We start from the raw sequence: 18,102 nt of genomic DNA, 5'->3' as shown, positions 1-18,102 counted from the left end.
CGCGGCCCCTGCTGGTGGGGGAGTGGGCTTGCTGACTTATTTTTTTACCGGTGCGCGCTTGGGTGCGGGGGCTGCTGGCACTGCACTGGCGCTGCGGTTGGCCGACAGGCTTTCCATGCGCTGCGTGACCGTGATGGGTGACTGACCCGCAAAGCTGTCCAGCCGGTTGCCCATGGCTTGCTCCAGCAAGTCCAGGCGTTGCTGGGCCGGCGGGTGGGTGCTCAGTGACAGTGCAAACAGAGGGTTGTCAGGCGTGGCCGTGCGCAGCTGTTGCAGCACGGCGACCAGGCCGTAAGGGTCAAAGCCGGCACGCGCAGCCAGCGCCACGCCGCTGCGGTCGGCATCGAACTCGTCGCCCTGGTCCAGGCCGCGGGAATACAGGTCACGCCCCAAGCTCAGAAACTGGGCTGATACCGCTCCGGCAAGCTGGCCCTTGACCTGCGAGCCGATGACCTGCGTGAGCAGCCCGGCGCGTGCGGTTTTGGCGATGGCCTGCAGATGGTGTTTTGCCGTGACATGGGTGATCTCGTGCGCCAGGATGCCAGCCAGCTCGGCTTCGTCAGCCACGCCGTCCACCAGACCCTTGGTCACGAAGATGTAACCGCCCGGTGCCGCAAACGCGTTGAAGCCAGGATCGTCCAGCACGGCAAAGGTCCAGGGCAAATGGGGACGGGTGGACTGCAGGCTGATCCAGCGTCCCAACTGGTTGACATAGCGCTGCAGGGCCATGTCCGGGTGCAGCGGTTTGCTGCCCAGCAACACGGCCGCAAGCTGTCGGCCGATCTCGATTTCTTTCGGTTCGTCGATCTGCTCCAGCGACTGCGACAGCAGGCCGATCAAGTCACCAGCACGTGCAGCATTGCCGCCCCCCGGTGCCAGGTTGGCACCCATCAAGTTGCCGAGCATTCCCGCTGGTGAGGCGGGTTGCTGCGCCGGCGCTTCGGCGGGCGCAGCCTGGCGAAAAATAGAGCCCAGGATATTCAGGGTCTTGCCGACATCCTGGGCCTGCGCCGGAGCGCAGGCCAGTGCAACAGCAAGGGCAAACGGCAGGCAGGCCGCGCGGGTCAGAAGATATTGCGGGTTCATGGTGGCTCCTGCTTGTTAATTGAAGTTGCCGCTGCCAGGATTGGTACTTTGCGCTGGGGCTTGCACGGGTGCCGGTGTCGGCAGGGCCTCCACCGTACGGCTGGACAGCGCGGCGCCGGCGGCGAACTGGCGTGCCTGGTCGGCGTCCTGCCGCAAGCCATCGGCCTGCGCCACGGCAGCCATGTCCGGCTGCGCGCGGGCCAGGTCTTCAGCGCCCAGCCCGCGAATACCGACGGTAGATGTCGCCGTGGTGGTTCCGCCCTGGGCGCTGCCCTTGTTGAAAAAGCTGGTCAGCCCGCGCAGTGCACCCGTACCGGCGCTGGACACAGTGCCGGTGGTGGAAGCCACATCAAACATGTGAACCCAGCCGCTGGCGCCCTCGGCGGTGCGCACCTGGATCCACGCTCCCTGGCGTGCGCCTGAACGGGTGACCGGGGTGCGCACGGCCAGAGCGGCCAGGCTACGTGAATTTTCGCCCGGCGCTTCGCGCAGTTCTGCCGCCCGCTTGATGAGCACGGATTCGCTTTGCGCATAGGCCAGCGCGCTGCCCAGCAACAGGAGGCCAGTGCCCAGACGGCTAAAACGGTTGAATTTACTCAGTATCATGGCTCATCACCTCCCAACGATTAAGTGGAAATTATTATGGATTTAGGTATTGCAGGCAAATGGGCACTGGTATGCGGTGCAAGCAAGGGCCTGGGCCTGGGTTGTGCCCAGGCGCTGGTGCGCGAGGGCGTGAACGTGCTGATAGTGGCCCGTGGCGCGCAGGTTCTTGAAGCCGCGGCTTCCATGTTGATAGCTGACGGCGGTCGGCCTGCAGGCGCCAGCGTTCAGTTTGTTGCTGCAGACATCACGACGGTAGAAGGCCGGGCCGCTGTTTTTGCGGTGCGCAAAGACTTCGACATCGTGGTCACCAATGCCGGCGGTCCAGCGCCCGGCGATTTTCGTGACTGGGACCGTGACGCATGGATCAAGGCCGTGGATGCCAATATGCTGACCCCCATCGAGCTGATCAAGGCCACTGTCGACGGCATGGCCGCACGCGGTTTTGGCCGCATCGTGAACATCACTTCCAGCGCGGTGAAGGCGCCGATCGACATTCTTGGCTTGTCCAACGGTGCGCGTAGCGGCCTGACCGGTTTTGTCGCCGGCATCGCGCGCAGCAAGCTTGCAAGCCAGGGCGTCACCATCAATAACCTGTTGCCCGGTGCTTTTGACACCGACCGGCTCAAGGGAACCATGAAAGGCGCGGCGGAAAAAACCGGCCAGCCGATGGAAGTTCTGATGGAAGCGCGCCGCAAGACCATTCCCGCGCAGCGTTTTGGCTCGCCTGAAGAATTTGGTGCGATTTGCGCCTTTTTGTGCAGCGTGCATGCCGGCTACATGACCGGCCAGAACGTGCTGGCCGACGGCGGAGCCTATCCAGGCAGCTTCTGATCGTGACCTTCGCAACAGGGCAACGCCCCCCGTCAGGGCTGCAGGAAAGGTGTAGCCATACTTTCGCAGTGGCCGATGAACTGCCGAGGCGCTCCAGATGAAGCTGGACGATGGCGCTTACCGGATCCTGCTGCGACTCCACCATCCCAGGACCAACAGCATGACGGCAATGATGCCGATGCCTGCCAGGGCCATGTCGGGCACATAGTAGGTGGTGTAGACCTCCCAGCCCAGCAGGCGCAGTCCGGCCGACACCTCGGTATAGATGCCCACCAGATGACCGCCGAGCGTGCCGGTGATGCCCAGCAGCGCGCTTCCCAGCAGTGCCAGACCGGCCATGATCCATCGCGTCATGCCATCCCACACGCCTTCACCACGGCGCCAGCGCACAAACAGGACAAGGGCCCAGTACGCCACCGTCCAGCTCGCCGTCAGCACATGGTTGCGCCCGACTGCCGAAGCGGAAATGGTTTCCCAGGGCCAGACCATGAGGCCAATCGAGAAGGCGATCACGCCGAAGATCAGGCTGATGCTGAGCAGGGGGACGAGCGCATGGTCCACCGACTTGGCTAGCGGTCCATCGGAAAAGGCGCGAAACAGGATGACCAGTGTGGCGGTCATCCACAAGGCGATGGGAAAGTGAACCATCAAAACGTGATACGGGGCCATGGTCAAACTCCTGGGTTGCGTTTGAGCAGCTGGTTGAGGGCGATGCCGAAAGCGGCGATCAGGGCAACACCGGCAAGCAGAGTCCACAGCCACTGGCGATAAATGACGTCGGCAAATTCGGCTTCAATGCCGTAATGTTTGAGTTGTTCGACGCTATGGTGTGTTGTCACAGGCTGACCCTTTCGGATGAACTCAGCACCCGCATGCTTTGTGCTGTTGAGGTGCGGCCAGCTGACCTGCCCGGGGTAGAACAGCTCGACGTTGGCCCATTGGGTGCCCCATTGCGGCGCATCACCTGCAAAGCGCGTTGCCACGATGTCTCCGGCACGTCCCAGGCCGAGTGAAGCAGGCAAGGAAACGTAGTGCCAGCGACCGCCGGTGGCATCGCGGTGGATGGCGAAGGCAACCGCGTAAGCGCCCTGATCCTTGAGAGTTTTGTCGTCCAGCGGATTGCCGGTGTCGAGTTTGCGCGTGAGCGTGACATCCCAATAGCCATCGGCCCAGCGGCCCTTGCCCTGCACCGCGATGTCGGCCATGGAGCCTTCGGGTGTGCGCAAAGTGCGTCGTGGCAAGGTGTCGCCGTTGACCCAGCCAGCAGCCGGATCAAAAGGCACCGCTTCGCCTTCACGCAGGAAATAAGTGGAATCCTGGGCAATCTTGCCTTGCTTCACGTCATCCCATTTCAGGGCCTTGTAGCCGGTAGTGGCCGCGTTGAACATCAGCCTGGGTTGTTTTTTCTCGCCATCCCAGTTGCTGCCGGCTGAACTTTTGCCAGCGTCGCCCAAACGTGCTTCTGCAATCAACTGGTCGTCCGACATGTTGATCGGGTTCGAGCGGTGGCCGCGCCAGTGCCACAGGTCGAGGAAATAGCCGGCTTCGCGTTGCGCCTTGAGTGTCGCTTCGGGCTGCACGCTGGACCAGTCATGGATGTCCGTGCGGGTTCCGGGCAAAGACTTGGTGACCACATCCCCTTTGAGTTTCTTGCCCAGATGGGGGTGCGCTTCAACCTCTTCCTTGCTTGCATGCCTGGTGAAAGTGTCGATGCCGGAGCCGATCACCATGTAGCCGCCGTAACGGGCGAACTCAGGCACGCTGCCATCGTCCAGCATCATCGCCACCCGGTCTTCATGGATTCCGTCTTTCTCCGGGCCGGGATTACCCGCACCCTTGCGAACCCATTTGCCGTCTTCGAACTTCACAACATCATGAAAGATTCCGGGTTTTTCGGCCGGCCAGCGGTACCGAAAGAACATATGCGAGCCGTTGTAAGCGGCTTGCACCTGCAGTGGCACAGTCAGTTGCCTGGGGATGCTGATACTGCGTTTGGGATCGTTGTGAACCACCCCGGTGCCGTGGGTGAGCCATGACAGCAGCAAGCCCCCGCCAAACAAAGCCAGGGCCGCAACCAGCCCTTTGAACCGTAAACGGTCATCCATTTGATGTCTCCGCATTGTGAAACTTCAACTCATGCTAGGCCCGGCACAGGATGCGTTCGTTGATTTAAGTCAACGTTGTTCAAATGGTCTTGCATGCTTGAGGGCAAGCCGATTTTCAGGGAGCGCGACATCAAACTCCGCGTGGCCTCGAGCCCGGGGGTACCCGGGTCGACATGCCGGGCAGGCTGCACGCCGCAACCGGGCGTTGTTGCCCGGTTGGTTGAGCAAGTGTTACTTCGCTGCAGTGGGTGAAACGATGTGCCAGACGCCGCCGTTGCCGTCGCCATTGCGATCTCCTGGCTTGGCATCCCCGGCGAAGAAGTACAGCGGTTTTCCATTCACCGTCCACTGCTTGCCGCCCCCAGCGTCGATCAAGCCAAAGTTACCGGCCGCCGCGGCACCAGGCTTGGCCACAAATGCCGGCCATGCTGCCAGGCAGCCACCAGCGCAGTTACTCTTGTTGGGTGCGTCCTTGTCAAAGGTGTACACGGTGCGCCCGGCTGCATCGGCCAATGCGCCGTCCTTCACAACGGGCTGTGCCTGCACGCCAAAGTGCAGAAGTGCCAATAATGTTGCCGCCAGAAGTGTTTGCTTTTTCATGATCAGGTGTTCCTTGTGAATTGTCACCAACAGGTGAACCAGCGGAACGCGATATTGCGTTCTGCCCATACTTACGCCGGAGGGGAATATTTGGACGCAAGGTGCCGAAAATATTTTTGCCTGTCGGCTAAATATCTCTAACCCTGACCCGTGCAACGGAGTTGAAGGGCAGGGGGTGAACCTGGGGCATAGTGCCGGGTTTTCGAGAGTGGCACTTCACTCCGTTTGCGGCCTCCCAAAGTTATAGTGCGGCATGCCCATCAAAAAAGCCGCCTTCACCCTGGTCATCATTCTTGCAATGCTGGCTGCTTACCTCAGTTTCTGGCCGGTGCCTGTCGAGCCTGTCAGCTGGGCGGCGCCTCCCGCACCGGGCTACGCCGGGCCGCACGCGGTGAACAACAGGCTGGCTGGTTTGCAAATGATTTCCCTGGGCTCGGAGGAAGGACCCGAGCATATTGTTGTGGCCAAAGACGGCAAGCTGTACGCGACCGTTGTCAGCGGCAACATCCTGCGTATGAATCCGGATGGCGGCGCACAGGAAGTATTTGCCAACACCGGCGGCAGGGTGCTCGGATTTGACTTTGATGTTGCAGGCAACCTGATTGCAGCCGATGCGGTGAAAGGCTTGCTGTCCATCAGCCCGGACAAAAAAATTACCGTGCTGGCTGACAAGGTCGGCGACGATCCGATTCGGTATGCCGATGCTGTTGTGGTGGCGGGCAACGGAAAAATCTACCTGAGTGATGCGTCCACGCGGTTTGCGCCGGCTCTCTGGGGCGGCACCTTCGAAGCCAGTGTGCTGGACATCCTGGAGCAGTCTTCCACCGGACGCATTCTGGAATATGACCCCGCCACCCGCGGTACACGTGTTGTTGCCAAAGGCCTGAGCTTTGCCAATGGCGTTGCCTTGAGCCAGGACGGCAAAGCCTTGTTCGTTGCCGAAACCGGCAAGTACAGGGTGTGGAAAATTGCGGCGGATGCCAGCAACCTGGACGTGGCGCAAGCAAATCCGCAAGCCAGTGTGCTGCTGGACAATCTGCCTGGGTATCCAGACAACCTCATGCGCGGCCTGGACGGCAAGATATGGCTCGGGTTGGCCAAACCCAGAAACCCTGCGATTGACAACATGGCGGGCAAGCCATTCCTGCGCAAGCTCACGCTGAGACTTCCGCGCACCATGTGGCCCATTCCCAAATCGTATGGGCATGTCATGGCCTTCACAGAAGACGGAAAAATCGTCGCCGACCTGCAGGACCCGGCCGGGGCCTATCCGGAAACCACGGCAGTCACGGAAACCGCCGACAAGCTCTATGTGCAGAGTCTGCATGCCAAAGGTCTGGGCTGGCGGGCGAAGTAATCCGATGTGACCGGCAGCGCAGGAAATCAAGCACGACCTGCGAGGCCGGTTCACGAAGCAATGTCAAACCCCGGTGCCGGGCCGGGCGACCCTTTTCTTGGTCGGGCAGGCACTGTTGATTCGTGGCAGGATGCATCTTCTTTTTGCATCCCTTCCATCGCATTCAAGGAAAACCACCATGGCCCAGACCACTTCACTAGCCGTCCGCATTGACCAGAACGGCGGACCGGAAGAACTCAAACTCGTGGAGGTGAGCGTCGGTGATCCGGGGCCGGGCGAGATTCGTATCCGCCACAAAGCCGTGGGCCTGAACTACATCGATGTGTACCAGCGCGACGGTTTGTACAAGCTGCCCATGCCGCTGCAGCTGGGCATGGAAGCTTCGGGCGTGGTGGAGGCGGTTGGCGAAGGGGTGACGCACCTGAAGGCGGGTGATCGCGCGGCCTATGCAAGCCAGCCCCCGGGCAGCTACTGTGAAGTTCGGGTGATGCCGGCCAAGTGTGTGTGCAAGCTGCCTGACGACATTTCGTTCGAGACGGGTGCCGCCATGATGCTCAAGGGCCTGACAGTGCAGTACCTGCTCAGCCGCACCCAGCCGCAGGGCGGGCTGAAGTCCGGCGACTTTGTGCTTTTCCATGCCGCCGCCGGTGGTGTGGGCCTGATCGCTTGCCAGTGGGCCAAGGCCATGGGGCTGCAACTCATAGGCACGGCAGGCTCCGACGAAAAGTGCGCACTTGCCAAGGCACAGGGTGCGGCCTTCGCCATCAACTATGCGAAGGAAGATTTTGTTGCGCGTGTCAAGGAGATCACCGGCGGCCAGGGTGTGAAGGTGGTTTACGACTCGGTCGGCAAGGACACTTTCCTCAAGTCGCTCGACTGTCTTCGTCCTTTCGGCCTGCTCGCCAATTTTGGCAATGCTTCCGGCAAGGTCGAGCCGCTGGATATCGGCCTGCTGGCCGCCAAGGGTTCGCTGTACGTCTCCCGACCCACGCTGTTTACGCATATCGCCACGCGCGAGAGCACGCAGGCCATGGCCGATGAGCTGTTTGCCATGGTCGGCAGCGGCAAGGTCAAGATCCGCATCGATCAGCGCTTCCCGTTGGCGCAGGTAAAGGACGCGCACATTTCCCTGGAAGCCCGCAAGACCACCGGCTGCACCATCCTGACGCTGTAAGCCGCGAGCTTGGTAAAAACTGTGTAAAGCTGCGCGCAGTATTCAACGCGCAGCGCCGAGCGGGCGTTAAATGGAGCCTCTCAGGAGTGATCCATGTCCCAGAAAATCAAGTGGGTGCGCGGGTTCGCGCTGGCATGTACCGGCCTCGCCTTGTTGGGCGTTCCCGCGCTGCATGCCCAGACCGATGGTGGCCAACCCGGCCCCAACACGGCAGCCGCCTGGCGAGCCACTTCACGCCTCGGCTACGCACCCACGCCCGCGTCCGCGCAGGCTGCCGAAGTGGCCCCGCGTACTTGGGCTCTGCAACAGATCGACGAAGCTTTCGCTGCCAGCCGGCGCCCGCCCAACATTCCCGCTGAACTGGCGGGCATCAACGCACCGCTCAACGACATTGCGCGCGACTTCCATGCCGAACGCGAAGCGCGCAAAACCATGCGGGAGCAAGCCGCGACGCCTGCCGCCGAGGTAGGAGAAAAGTTCAGCCGCGAGATGGCCCAAAGCGCCGCAGCCTGGCGGCTGATGGCCTGCAGCGACCCCGTCGTTGAAAACCCTTTGCTTGCCCGCATGACCGAGTTCTGGTTCAACCACCTCAATGTGTTTGTCGGCAAAGGGCCGGTGCGCCCGTTCGTTGGCCATTACGTGGTCAACGTGATCCGGCCCAACGCTCTCGGACGCTTTGAAGACTTGCTGTTGGCCAGCGCCCGCCATCCGGCCATGCTGCTTTACCTGGACCAGGCACAGAGCAACAACAAGGGGCTGAACGAAAACTACGCCAGGGAACTGATGGAGCTGCACACGCTGGGTGTCAGCGGCGGCTATACGCAAAACGATGTGCGCGAACTGGCCCGCATTCTGACCGGCTGGACGGTGAATCTGCGTGGTGGTGAGGGCTTCCGTTTTGCCGAACGCCTGCATGACGGCGGCAGCAAAACCCTTCTCGGCCGCACCTATTCGCCCCAGGGCATGGCTGAAGGCGAAGAAGCCATTCGCTTTCTTGCGCGCCATCCGGCCACGGCGCGAAGAATAGCCACGCGGCTGGCAACTTTTTTTGTGACAGACAAGCCGCCCCCGGCGCTGGTGGACCGGCTGAGCAAGACTTTTCTGGGCACCCGGGGCGATACCCGGGCCGTCATGCGCACGCTGGTGGCTGCGCCGGAGTTCTGGGCTGCGAACAACGAACTCTTCAAGACGCCGCTGGACTTTGCGTGTTCTGCGCTGACCGCTGGCGGCGGCGTCCGGGAGCGCCGTGACATCGTGCAGACGCTGGGTTTCCTCGCGCAAGCAGGGCAGCCCATGCATGGCTGGCAAACACCCGACGGCTACAAGACCGATGCCGCCACCTGGCTCGCGCCTGAAGCGTTGACGCGGCGTGCCGACTACGCCATGGGCGTGGCGCAGCGCATCCCGGAGCCTGCGTACCTGAATGTTTTTTTGAGCAGCGCCACGCGTGAACGCGTCTCGCGCGAGGCTGCGCCGCTACGCACCGGCCTCATGCTGGCCAGCCCTGACTTCATGCGCAAATGAGCCAAAAATTGAACCTGAGCCGAGGAGTTCCCATGAATCCAGATTTGTTTTTCTCGCGTCGTCGCGAGTTGTTGCGCCTGGGTGCGCTGTCTGCGTTTCCCCTGGGAGCCGGCGCCTGGGCGCAGGCCCTGGCGCCGGGCAATACTGCGCTTGCAGGCGGCCGCATGGTGGTTGTTTTCCTGCGCGGCGCCTATGACGGCCTCTCGGCCCTGGTGCCCTACGCCGACCGCGACTATTACGCCCTGCGGCCCAACATAGCCATTGCCGCGCCAGATGGCAGCGCGCAGACCGCACTGCGGCTGGACAACACCTTTGCCCTGCATCCGGCGCTGAGCCCCTTGCTGCCGCTGTGGCAGCAGGGCGTGCTCAGCTTTGTGCCGGCGGCAGGTTTGCCGGCGCCGAACCGTTCGCACTTTGATGCGCAGTACCAGATGGAAATAGCGCAGCCCGGCAAGAGCAGCGGTGCGCCAGGCTGGCTCAACAAGGTGGCCGGCTTGCGCACCGGGCCTGCGGCTGCACTGGGTGTGGGCGAAGCCAATCCGGCCATTCTGGGCGGACCGGCTTCCGTCAAACTGATACCGCGCGGGCAGGCAGCCGAAAGAACCGGTGTGCTGGCCAATGAGAAAACACGGCAGGCGCTGATGGATCTTTACGCCGGCAACGACAAGATCAGCGAAGCCTTTCGCCAGGGCGCCGGTAGCCGCATGCAAAGCGCCCAGGAGCTCAGTACCGAAAAAACCGCGGCCGACGCGCGCCGCAATACGATGGCCGCCGCCATGCCGATGACCGATCGCAAGCTGGACCGCGACGGCACGCCTGCCAGCGCGCAAGCCCAGTCGGCACAAATGCTGGCGGCCAGCAACGGTGCACCGGACCCGGTGGGCTCGCAGCTTGATGCACAACATCTCGGTATCTTGATGCGCAACGACCGCGGCCTGCGCCTTGGGTTTTTATCTGCCGGCGGTTGGGACACCCATGCCAATCAGGGGGCCGTGACCGGCCAGCTGGCCAACAATCTGGGTAACCTGGCGCGCGGCATTGCCCAGCTTCGGCAGGATTTTTCCGAGGCGGGCGACGTGATTGTGGTCATGAGCGAGTTCGGCCGGACCAGCGCGGAGAACGGCACGCGCGGCACCGACCACGGCTTTGGCAACGCGATGTGGCTGGTTGGCAGTCGGGTGAACGGCGGGCGCTGGCACGGCCAGTGGACCGGCCTGGCGAGCGGCAACCTCAACGAAGGCCGCGACCTGCCCGCGCACCACGACTACCGCGCCGTGCTGGCCCAGGTGCTGCGCAGCACGTTTGCGCTCAGTGATGCGCAACTGTCTGCTGCGCTGCCTGGTGTCAACTGGGACAGGCGTCTGGATGGGCTTTTGGTCAAAACGTAAGACGATTTCGGGCCCTGGCCCTTGCGATACGGGCGCGAGCAGCTATTAAATACATAGCAAGCGTTCGGCGCAAAAAAAACAGGCGTGGCTTAATACGCTTCATGAGCCCACCCGTTTTTGACCCCGTCCACCTTCGCGCACTCCGCGCTGCAGCCACGCAGGCACCGCTGCGGCCGCGCCTGCCCTTGTGGGCTGGCGAATCGGTCATTGGCTCGGTAGAGCCCGATTTTTTGCATCAAATCGCACTTGAACCCTTATTCGACGGGCGTGAACAGCTATTAAAAGAAGAGCGTAACGGGCAGGCAGGCTGGCACTTGCAGGGGGAACTCACGCAAGGTTTGAACCGCGTCGCAACGGCCCTGCACGCGGCGGGGCTCGCAGGCGCCTGGCGCGACGAGCAGCTTGCAGTGTGCGACCCGCAGGGCCGGCGGCTGGGCACGGTGGAACGTGCCGCTGTTCGCCCGCTGGGCATTGCCACGCAGGCTGTGCACCTTGTGGGGCAGGCGCCCGACGGCCGGTTCTGGGTGCAGCAACGCGCTTTTGACAAACCCAACGACCCGGGCCTGTGGGACACACTGATGGGCGGCATGGTGTCGGCCGCCGACACGCTGGACCTTGCATTGCAACGTGAAACCTGGGAAGAGGCCGGCCTTCACCTGGCCGACCTGGCCGACTTGCACTACGGCGGGCGCCTGCACACCTGCCGGCCTGCGAGGGATGGGAACGGTGCAGGCTACGTCAGCGAGCACATCGACTGGTACCACTGCACGGTGCCCGAAGGCATGGCGCCGGTGAACCAGGACGGCGAGGTTGAGTGTTTTGTGCTGATGGACGGGTATGAGTTGCTGCGTCAGATGCAGCAGGGTCAGTTCACGCTGGAAGCAGCGCTGATCCAGGCAGCTTTGCTTGCCGGCAACTAGTCCGGAGAGGAGACTGCCTTTCCGATCTCCGGCCAGCGGTGGTGCAGGTACAACCATGCTATGAGGCCTATGCCCATCATCAGCAACGATGTCGCAGCAAGCGCCACAGTGGAATGCATGATGAGCGGGGCGATCACACCGGCCACGATGCCGTTGGCTGTCGAGCCGATGAAAGCCTGCAGTGATGAAGCCATGCCGCGCCGTTCGGGGTACAGGTCCAGCACCAGCAGCGTCACCACAGGAACCATGAGGGCCCAGCCGAAGGCAAACACGGCAATCGGAAACAAGGCCCAAGAGGCGTGCGCCTTGAACAGCAGATTGGCCGCGAGGTTGAGCACGGCAATCACCAGCATGATCACAAAGCCGTGGCGGATTTGCTGCTTGGGTGCAATCTTGCCCGCCAAGCGGCCGCTGAGCCAGGCGCCGGCCATGATGCCGGAGATGGTCAGCACAAAAAACCAGAAAAATTCGGTCGGTGCCAGGCCCAGGTGCGAGCCCAGAAATTCAGGCGCCGAGAGCACGTACAAAAACATGCCGTTGAAGGGCACGCCGCTGGCCAGCGCCAGCAAGAAGAAGCGCGCACTGGAGCCGAGTTGCCAGTAGCCGCGCATCAGGTGTTTCACATTGAAAGGCTGGCGCTGCGTGACATGCAGCGTCTCAGGCAGCAGCTTGTAGTTGGCTGTCCACAGCAGCACGCCGATACCGGTGAGAAACCAGAAAATGGCGTGCCAGTTCAGGTGCACAAACAGCCAGCCGCCGATGATGGGCGCGATGGCTGGCGCCACACCGAAATAAATCGTCACCTGGCTCATCACCTTTTGCGCCTGCGCCGGCGGGAACATGTCGCGGATCACGGCACGCGAGACCACAATACCGGCGCCGGTCGACAAGCCCTGCAATGCCCGGAACAACACCAGCTGTCCAATGCTTTGCGACAGTGCGCAGCCGGCCGAAGCCACGGTGAACATGGCGATGCCCCACAACACCACCGGACGGCGGCCGAAGCTGTCGGCCAGGGCGCCGTGAAACAGGTTCATGAAGGCGAAGCCAAACAGGTAGGCCGACAGCGTCTGCTGCATCTCGACCGGTGTAGCGCCCAGCGAGCGGGCGATGCCTGAGAAAGCGGGGATGTAGGTGTCGATCGAAAAGGGACCGAGCATGCCCAGCAAGGCAAGCAGCACAGCCAGAGCCCAGCGCGGTGCGCGCCACAGCTGGCCGGCGTCGGGGTTCATCCCGGCCTTCCTTGCGGATCAGCGTGACACTGAATCACTGAAGGCGCTCTGACGCAGGCGGTTCGGCACCAGGGCGCCCGCGGAGTCGAGAATCGGGTAGGCGATGGAGCAGATGTGCGAGTTGATGCGTTTGAGGTCGCTGATCAGGTCGATGTGCAGCGAGCTGGTTTCAATGCTCTGCATGGTGTTGTCAGACAGCCGGCCCAGGTGGGTGTTGGCGTAGGCGCGCTCGAGGTCGCGAAAACGTGCCTTTTCTTCCAGCAGCTTTTTCGCGTCGCGCACATTGCCGTTGAGAAAAACGCTCATGCCCAGACGAAGGTTGTCGAGCAGGCGCTGGTGCAGCTCGCAGATTTCGGCCATGCCGGCTTCCGAGAAGTTGCGGCCGGGCTTGATTTTCTTGTCTTCGATGTCGATCAGCACGCGTTCGATGATGTCGCCGATCTGCTCCATGTTGATGGTGAAGCTGATGATGTCGGTCCAGCGCCGGCTTTCTTCTTCGCCTAGTGCTTCGCGCGAGATCTTGGTCAGGTAGTACTTGATGGCCGAGTACAGCTCGTCCACGGTATCGTCCATCTTGCGCAGGTCTTCGGCCAGCTTCAAGTCGTTGCGGCGAATGACGCCAAGCACACCGATCAGCATGCTCTCGACCACATCGGCCTGATGCAGGGCTTCGCGGGCCGCGCAGGAAATGGCCAGCGACGGGGTGGCCAGCGCCGTTGGATCCAGATGGTGCGGCCGGCCGCCTGCAGCGGCACCCTTGACCGGGCGCGGCAGGAATTTTTCCACCCAGCGGGCCACCACCTGGGTCCAGCCGATAAACGCAACGCCCACCGCCAGATTGAACAGCAAATGAAACAGCACCACCATGGTGGCCGCCTCTGAGAGGTAAGAGGGCACATGGCGAAGCCAGAAGCCGACGAAGGGCGCGGCAATGGCGACACCCAGCAGCTTGAAGATCAGGTTGCCCAGCGGGACCTGTCGCACCTCAATGGCCGAGCGCGCGGTGGTCAGCACAGCCAGCAGCCCGCTGCCCAGGTTGGCACCCAGCACCAAGCCCAAAGCCACGTCCGGGGGAATCACGCTGGAAGCTGCGAGTGTGGCTGTCAGCAGAACAATGGCCAGGCTGGAATAAGACACCACGGACAGCAGCGCGCCAACGGTGATCTCCAGGAGCAGATCGCTGGCGAGCGTGCCCAGCAGGGCCTTGACAGCGACGTTGGCGGTCAACACCGCAGTTGAATCGGTGACCAGGCGCAAGGCCAGCAGCATCAGCCCCAGGCCGATCAGCACGCGGCCGAAGCGCCCCACGTTGGTGGACTGGCGCGAGATGAACAGCACGACGCCGGTAAAGATAAACAGCGGAGAGAGCCAGGACAGGTCAAACGAGAACAACACGGCCATCAGGCTGGTTCCGATGTCTGCGCCCAGCATGACCGCCAGCGCCAGCGGCAGCGTGATCAGCCCCTGGCCGACAAAGGAAGAAACAATCAGGGAAGTGGCGGTGCTGGACTGCACCAGCGCGGTCACGCCGAGGCCCGACAGGGCGGCGGCGAAGCGGTTGCTGATGCTGCGCGACAACACCTGGCGCAAATTGGCCCCGAACACACGCAGGATGCCAGTCCGGACAAGGTGGGTTCCCCACACCAACAGCGCAATGGCTGCCAATAAATTCAACAAATGCTTCATAAACTAGGAATCACTATAACGCCCGCGCGCGGCCTGAGGGGCATTCTTCGAAACGCCGGGTGATTCGAGCGACAACGATGGTAATCCCCCGCAAGCCGGGGCCGCAGCCGCAGCGCCCCTCTTCTTCGTGCAAGGGGCAGCGCACCGCCGAAGGCACGCGAAGCGACAAGCGTGGGGGCTAACTTCTTTTTACCCGCAGCAGCTCGTCCAGGATCAGGCAGACGGCGCCCACCGTGATCGCGCTGTCTGCCACATTGAAGGCTGGAAAATGCCAGCCGCCATAGTGAAAATCCAGAAAATCCACGACATAGCCGTGCAGCAGACGATCAATCACGTTGCCCAACGCGCCGCCCAGAATGCAGGCCAGCGCAAACGAGAACAGTTTTTGGCCTGCGTGCGACTTGAGCATCCACAGAATAAACAGCGTTGCGGCAACGCCGATACCGGTGAAGAACCAGCGCTGCCAGCCCGAGGCCGATGCCAGGAAAGAAAACGCGGCGCCCGTGTTGTGCGCCCGGACCACATTGAAAAAGCTGGTCACGTAGGTGCTGTCCCCCAGGCGGTAATAGCCCAGGATCAGCACTTTGGTGAACTGGTCGGCGATCAGCAGGATCAGCGCCAGGCCCAGCCACGGCAACAAGGTTGTAGAAGTTGTTCCGAAGGTGGTCTTGCTCATCAGGCGTACTTTCTTGCTTCGCCTGCGCCAAACAGGTTGCTGGTGCAACGGCCGCAAATCGTGGGGTGCTCCGGGTTGTGGCCGACATCCCCGCGGTAATGCCAGCAGCGCTCGCATTTGGGAGCGGTGGATACGGCAACGAAAATCTGCAGCATTCCCCAGATTTCCCCCGATCGGTCTCCTGAAATTTGAACTACTTTCGCTTTGCCCATTTCTTCGCTAGAAAGTTCGCGGACAGCGGTAGCAGAGGCGATGAAAACAAACTTTGCATCGTCTGCAAGTGACTTGAGTTCCATCTGAATAGCGAAATCGTCGCTCCAAAGAACTAGTTCCGTTTGTAGAGAGGATCCGAGGCTTCCACCGGTGCGCAACACTTCCACTTCCTTATTAAGCGCTTCTCTGATTTTCCGAAGAATGCTCCATTTGGTTAGAAGGTTGTTGTCGGGCGCAGTCAGGTCCGCATAGGTTTCCATGAAGATGGACTCCGAGCTGCCGAATACCTTCCAGGCCTCTTCGGCGGTGAAGCTCAGGAAAGGCGCCATCCAGCGCAACATGGCGTGCGTGATCTGGTGCAGCGCCGTCTGCGCGCTGCGCCGGGCCAACGACTTGGGAGCCGTCGTGTACAGCCGGTCTTTCAGGATGTCGAGGTAGAAGGAACCCAGGTCTTCGCTGCAGTAGATCTGCAGTTTGGAGACCACCGGGTGGAACTCGTACACCTCGTAGTGCGCCAGAATGTCGGCCTGCAGCTGCGCCGCGCGGCTCAGCGCATAGCGGTCGATCTCCAGCATCTGGTCAAACGGCACGGCGTCTTTGGCCGGGTCAAAGTCGCTGACGTTGGCCAGCAGGAAGCGCAGCGTGTTGCGGATGCGGCGATAGGCGTCCACCACCCGCGCCAGGATTTTGTCGTCGATGGCCAGGTCGCCCGAATAGTCGGTCGAGGCGCACCACAGGCGAATGATTTCCGCGCCCAGCTTGCTAGAGACCTCTTGCGGCGCCACCACATTGCCTTCGCTCTTGCTCATCTTGCGGCCCTTGCCGTCCACCGTGAAGCCGTGCGTCAGCAGGCCCTTGTAGGGCGCGTGGTCATACATCGCGCACGAGGTAAGCAGTGAAGAGTGGAACCAGCCGCGGTGCTGATCATGGCCCTCCAGGTACAGGTCGGCCGGCCAGGTGGACTGCGCGGCGTGGCTGTGACGCAGCACGTGGTCGTGCGTGGTGCCGGAGTCAAACCATACATCGAGGATGTCGGTGCTCTTGATGTAGTTCGGAGCCCCATGTTCGCCATCTGCGCCGATGATGGATTCAGCGCTCGCCTTGCTCCAGGCTTCGATGCCGCCAGCCTCCACCATGGCGGCAGCCTGGTCCATGATTTCCATGGTGCGCGGGTGCAGCTCGCCGGTGGCGGTGTGGATGAAAAACGGCAGGGGCACGCCCCAATTGCGCTGGCGGCTTATGCACCAGTCCGGCCGGCCGGCGATCATGTCGCGTAAACGGGTTTTGCCGTTTTCCGGGTAGAAGCTGGTCTCCTCGATGGCGTTGAGCGCCAGCTTGCGCAGGGTTTGCGGCGCCTTGTCTTTGGTGAAGACGCCTTCGCCTTCGTCCATGCGCACAAACCACTGGGCCGCGGCGCGGTAGATCACCGGCGTCTTGTGACGCCAGCAATGCGGGTAGCTGTGGGTGATGGTTTCGGTGGCAAACAGGCGGCCGGCGTCGCGCAGTGCGTCAATCACCAGCGGCGCGGCCTTCCAGATGTTCAACCCGCCAAACAGCGGGAGTTCATCGACATAACGACCGTTGCCCTGCACCGGGTTCAAGATGTCGTCATAGGCGATGCCGTTGGCCACGCAGGAGTTAAAGTCTTCCACCCCATAGGCAGGTGAGGAGTGCACGATACCGGTGCCGTCTTCGGCGGTGGCGTAGTCGGCCAGAAACACCGGGCTCAGGCGGCGGTAGCCGTCATCCACATCGTGCAGCGGGTGCATGAAATTGAGTAGCGCCAGGTTTTTACCCGCCGTGGTGGCCAGCACCTTGCCGGTGAGCTGGTAACGCTCCATGCACTTGTCCACCAGCACCGAGGCCAGCAACAAGATGCCGCGTTCGGTGTCCACCAGCGCGTACTCAAGCTCGGGGTTCAGGTTCAGCGCCTGATTCGCCGGGATGGTCCAGGCGGTGGTTGTCCAGATCACGGCGAAGGCGTCTTTGTCCAGGCTTTTGAGGCCAAAGGCTGCGGCCAGTTTTTCCGGCTCGGCGCACTTGAAGCCGACGTCCAGCGTCTGCGACTTCTTGTCGGCGTATTCGATCTCGAACTCGGCCAGCGAGGAGCCGCAGTCAAAACACCAGTACACGGGTTTCAGGCCGCGGTAGACAAAGCCGCGCTCCATGATGCGCTTGAGCGCGCGGATTTCGTCGGCCTCGTTGCCGGGGTTCATGGTCAGGTAAGGGTTGGCCCATTCACCGAGCACGCCCAGGCGCTTGAAGTCTTCTTTTTGCTGTGCGATCTGCTCGGTGGCAAAAGCGCGGCTCTTGGCCTGCACGTCGTCTCTTGAAAGGTTGCGGCCATGCAGCTTTTCGATGGCGTTTTCAATCGGCAGGCCGTGGCAGTCCCAGCCCGGCACATAGACGGCGTCCAGCCCCTTGAGCTGGCGCGCCTTGACGATCATGTCCTTCAGGATCTTGTTGGCGGCGTGGCCGATGTGGATCTGCCCATTGGCATAGGGCGGGCCGTCGTGCAGCACAAACTTCGGTTTGCCGGTGCGCACATCGCGCAGCTTTTTATAAATGCCCTTGTCGTCCCATTCCTTGACCCAGCCCGCTTCGCGCTTGGGCAGGTCGCCGCGCATGGGGAAAGGCGTGTCGGGCAGGTTCAGGGTGCTGCGGTAGTCGGTTTTGGTTTCAGACATGGGATGCTCTTGTTGAG

The 18,102-nt window shown here is 62.0% G+C and carries 15 protein-coding genes; 6 read left to right on the top strand and 9 right to left on the bottom strand.

The window, feature by feature from the left end:
• Positions 1-36: 36 nt before the first annotated feature.
• Entirely contained in the window at positions 37-1,086 is a 1,050-nt protein-coding gene (locus B0B52_RS11930; RefSeq protein ID WP_077593864.1) for a M48 family metalloprotease, read from the bottom strand.
• Positions 1,087-1,101: 15 nt separating this feature from the next.
• Entirely contained in the window at positions 1,102-1,692 is a 591-nt protein-coding gene (locus B0B52_RS11925; protein ID WP_077593863.1) for an SH3 domain-containing protein, read from the bottom strand.
• A 36-nt stretch (positions 1,693-1,728) separates the two neighbouring features.
• On the opposite strand from B0B52_RS11925, the gene B0B52_RS11920 reads away from it, so the two are divergent.
• Positions 1,729-2,523, top strand: coding sequence for an SDR family oxidoreductase (locus tag B0B52_RS11920; RefSeq protein ID WP_077593862.1), 795 nt, complete (start codon positions 1,729-1,731; stop codon positions 2,521-2,523).
• A gap of 117 nt (positions 2,524-2,640) precedes the next feature.
• Here the strand turns inward: B0B52_RS11920 and B0B52_RS11915 are convergent, their stop codons facing one another.
• From B0B52_RS11915 to B0B52_RS11905, 3 genes are all read right to left on the bottom strand, one after another.
• Positions 2,641-3,192 (bottom strand): hypothetical protein, encoded by a 552-nt coding sequence (locus B0B52_RS11915; RefSeq protein ID WP_077593861.1) that lies wholly within the window; start codon positions 3,190-3,192, stop codon positions 2,641-2,643.
• A 2-nt stretch (positions 3,193-3,194) separates the two neighbouring features.
• Positions 3,195-4,628 carry an ethylbenzene dehydrogenase-related protein gene (locus B0B52_RS11910; protein ID WP_077593860.1) on the bottom strand — a complete coding sequence of 478 codons (1,434 nt, stop codon included), beginning with the start codon at positions 4,626-4,628 and terminating at the stop codon, positions 3,195-3,197.
• A gap of 231 nt (positions 4,629-4,859) precedes the next feature.
• Positions 4,860-5,228 (bottom strand): hypothetical protein, encoded by a 369-nt coding sequence (locus tag B0B52_RS11905; protein WP_077594087.1) that lies wholly within the window; start codon positions 5,226-5,228, stop codon positions 4,860-4,862.
• Between the two features lie 253 nt (positions 5,229-5,481).
• On the opposite strand from B0B52_RS11905, the gene B0B52_RS11900 reads away from it, so the two are divergent.
• The 5 genes from B0B52_RS11900 to B0B52_RS11880 all read left to right on the top strand — a co-directional run bounded on the left by B0B52_RS11900 (position 5,482) and on the right by B0B52_RS11880 (position 11,591).
• On the top strand, positions 5,482-6,585 hold the full coding sequence (locus B0B52_RS11900; RefSeq protein WP_077593859.1) for an SMP-30/gluconolactonase/LRE family protein: 1,104 nt from the start codon (positions 5,482-5,484) through the stop codon (positions 6,583-6,585).
• A 178-nt stretch (positions 6,586-6,763) separates the two neighbouring features.
• A complete protein-coding gene (locus B0B52_RS11895; RefSeq protein ID WP_077593858.1) occupies positions 6,764-7,759 on the top strand; it encodes a quinone oxidoreductase in 996 nt (331 codons plus the stop codon).
• 93 nt (positions 7,760-7,852) lie between these two features.
• Positions 7,853-9,283, top strand: coding sequence for a DUF1800 family protein (locus B0B52_RS11890; RefSeq protein WP_077593857.1), 1,431 nt, complete (start codon positions 7,853-7,855; stop codon positions 9,281-9,283).
• Positions 9,284-9,315: 32 nt separating this feature from the next.
• Positions 9,316-10,671, top strand: coding sequence for a DUF1501 domain-containing protein (locus tag B0B52_RS11885; RefSeq protein ID WP_168173542.1), 1,356 nt, complete (start codon positions 9,316-9,318; stop codon positions 10,669-10,671).
• A 101-nt stretch (positions 10,672-10,772) separates the two neighbouring features.
• Positions 10,773-11,591: an NUDIX domain-containing protein gene (locus B0B52_RS11880; RefSeq protein WP_077593855.1), complete on the top strand. Its 819-nt coding sequence runs from the start codon at positions 10,773-10,775 to the stop codon at positions 11,589-11,591.
• Here B0B52_RS11880 and B0B52_RS11875 read toward each other — a convergent pair.
• From B0B52_RS11875 to ileS, 4 genes are all read right to left on the bottom strand, one after another.
• Entirely contained in the window at positions 11,588-12,823 is a 1,236-nt protein-coding gene (locus tag B0B52_RS11875; protein ID WP_077593854.1) for a multidrug effflux MFS transporter, read from the bottom strand. The genes B0B52_RS11880 and B0B52_RS11875 overlap by 4 nt on opposite strands.
• Before the next feature lie 18 nt (positions 12,824-12,841).
• Positions 12,842-14,509 carry a Na/Pi cotransporter family protein gene (locus B0B52_RS11870; RefSeq protein ID WP_077593853.1) on the bottom strand — a complete coding sequence of 556 codons (1,668 nt, stop codon included), beginning with the start codon at positions 14,507-14,509 and terminating at the stop codon, positions 12,842-12,844.
• A 178-nt stretch (positions 14,510-14,687) separates the two neighbouring features.
• Complete coding sequence (lspA, locus tag B0B52_RS11865; protein WP_077593852.1) at positions 14,688-15,185, bottom strand: signal peptidase II; 498 nt, start codon at positions 15,183-15,185, stop codon at positions 14,688-14,690.
• Positions 15,185-18,085, bottom strand: coding sequence for an isoleucine--tRNA ligase (ileS, locus tag B0B52_RS11860; RefSeq protein ID WP_077593851.1), 2,901 nt, complete (start codon positions 18,083-18,085; stop codon positions 15,185-15,187). The genes lspA and ileS overlap by 1 nt, the downstream gene beginning before the upstream one ends.
• Positions 18,086-18,102 lie beyond the last annotated feature (17 nt).

The sequence above is a fragment of the Polaromonas sp. A23 genome, from assembly GCF_002001015.1.
GTDB lineage: Bacteria > Pseudomonadota > Gammaproteobacteria > Burkholderiales > Burkholderiaceae_C > Polaromonas.
This window is presented reverse-complemented; position numbering and strand designations above follow the sequence as displayed.

Excerpts from the sequence above, each read along its gene's own strand:
- B0B52_RS11930 (WP_077593864.1), bottom strand. The coding sequence starts at position 1,086 with ATGAACCCGCAATATCTTCTGACCCGCGCGGCCTGCCTGCCGTTTGCC.
- B0B52_RS11925 (WP_077593863.1), bottom strand. The coding sequence starts at position 1,692 with ATGATACTGAGTAAATTCAACCGTTTTAGCCGTCTGGGCACTGGCCTC.
- B0B52_RS11920 (WP_077593862.1), top strand. The coding sequence starts at position 1,729 with ATGGATTTAGGTATTGCAGGCAAATGGGCACTGGTATGCGGTGCAAGC.
- B0B52_RS11915 (WP_077593861.1), bottom strand. The coding sequence starts at position 3,192 with ATGGCCCCGTATCACGTTTTGATGGTTCACTTTCCCATCGCCTTGTGG.
- B0B52_RS11910 (WP_077593860.1), bottom strand. The coding sequence starts at position 4,628 with ATGGATGACCGTTTACGGTTCAAAGGGCTGGTTGCGGCCCTGGCTTTG.
- B0B52_RS11905 (WP_077594087.1), bottom strand. The coding sequence starts at position 5,228 with ATGAAAAAGCAAACACTTCTGGCGGCAACATTATTGGCACTTCTGCAC.
- B0B52_RS11900 (WP_077593859.1), top strand. The coding sequence starts at position 5,482 with ATGCCCATCAAAAAAGCCGCCTTCACCCTGGTCATCATTCTTGCAATG.
- B0B52_RS11895 (WP_077593858.1), top strand. The coding sequence starts at position 6,764 with ATGGCCCAGACCACTTCACTAGCCGTCCGCATTGACCAGAACGGCGGA.
- B0B52_RS11890 (WP_077593857.1), top strand. The coding sequence starts at position 7,853 with ATGTCCCAGAAAATCAAGTGGGTGCGCGGGTTCGCGCTGGCATGTACC.
- B0B52_RS11885 (WP_168173542.1), top strand. The coding sequence starts at position 9,316 with ATGAATCCAGATTTGTTTTTCTCGCGTCGTCGCGAGTTGTTGCGCCTG.
- B0B52_RS11880 (WP_077593855.1), top strand. The coding sequence starts at position 10,773 with ATGAGCCCACCCGTTTTTGACCCCGTCCACCTTCGCGCACTCCGCGCT.
- B0B52_RS11875 (WP_077593854.1), bottom strand. The coding sequence starts at position 12,823 with ATGAACCCCGACGCCGGCCAGCTGTGGCGCGCACCGCGCTGGGCTCTG.
- B0B52_RS11870 (WP_077593853.1), bottom strand. The coding sequence starts at position 14,509 with ATGAAGCATTTGTTGAATTTATTGGCAGCCATTGCGCTGTTGGTGTGG.
- lspA (WP_077593852.1), bottom strand. The coding sequence starts at position 15,185 with ATGAGCAAGACCACCTTCGGAACAACTTCTACAACCTTGTTGCCGTGG.
- ileS (WP_077593851.1), bottom strand. The coding sequence starts at position 18,085 with ATGTCTGAAACCAAAACCGACTACCGCAGCACCCTGAACCTGCCCGAC.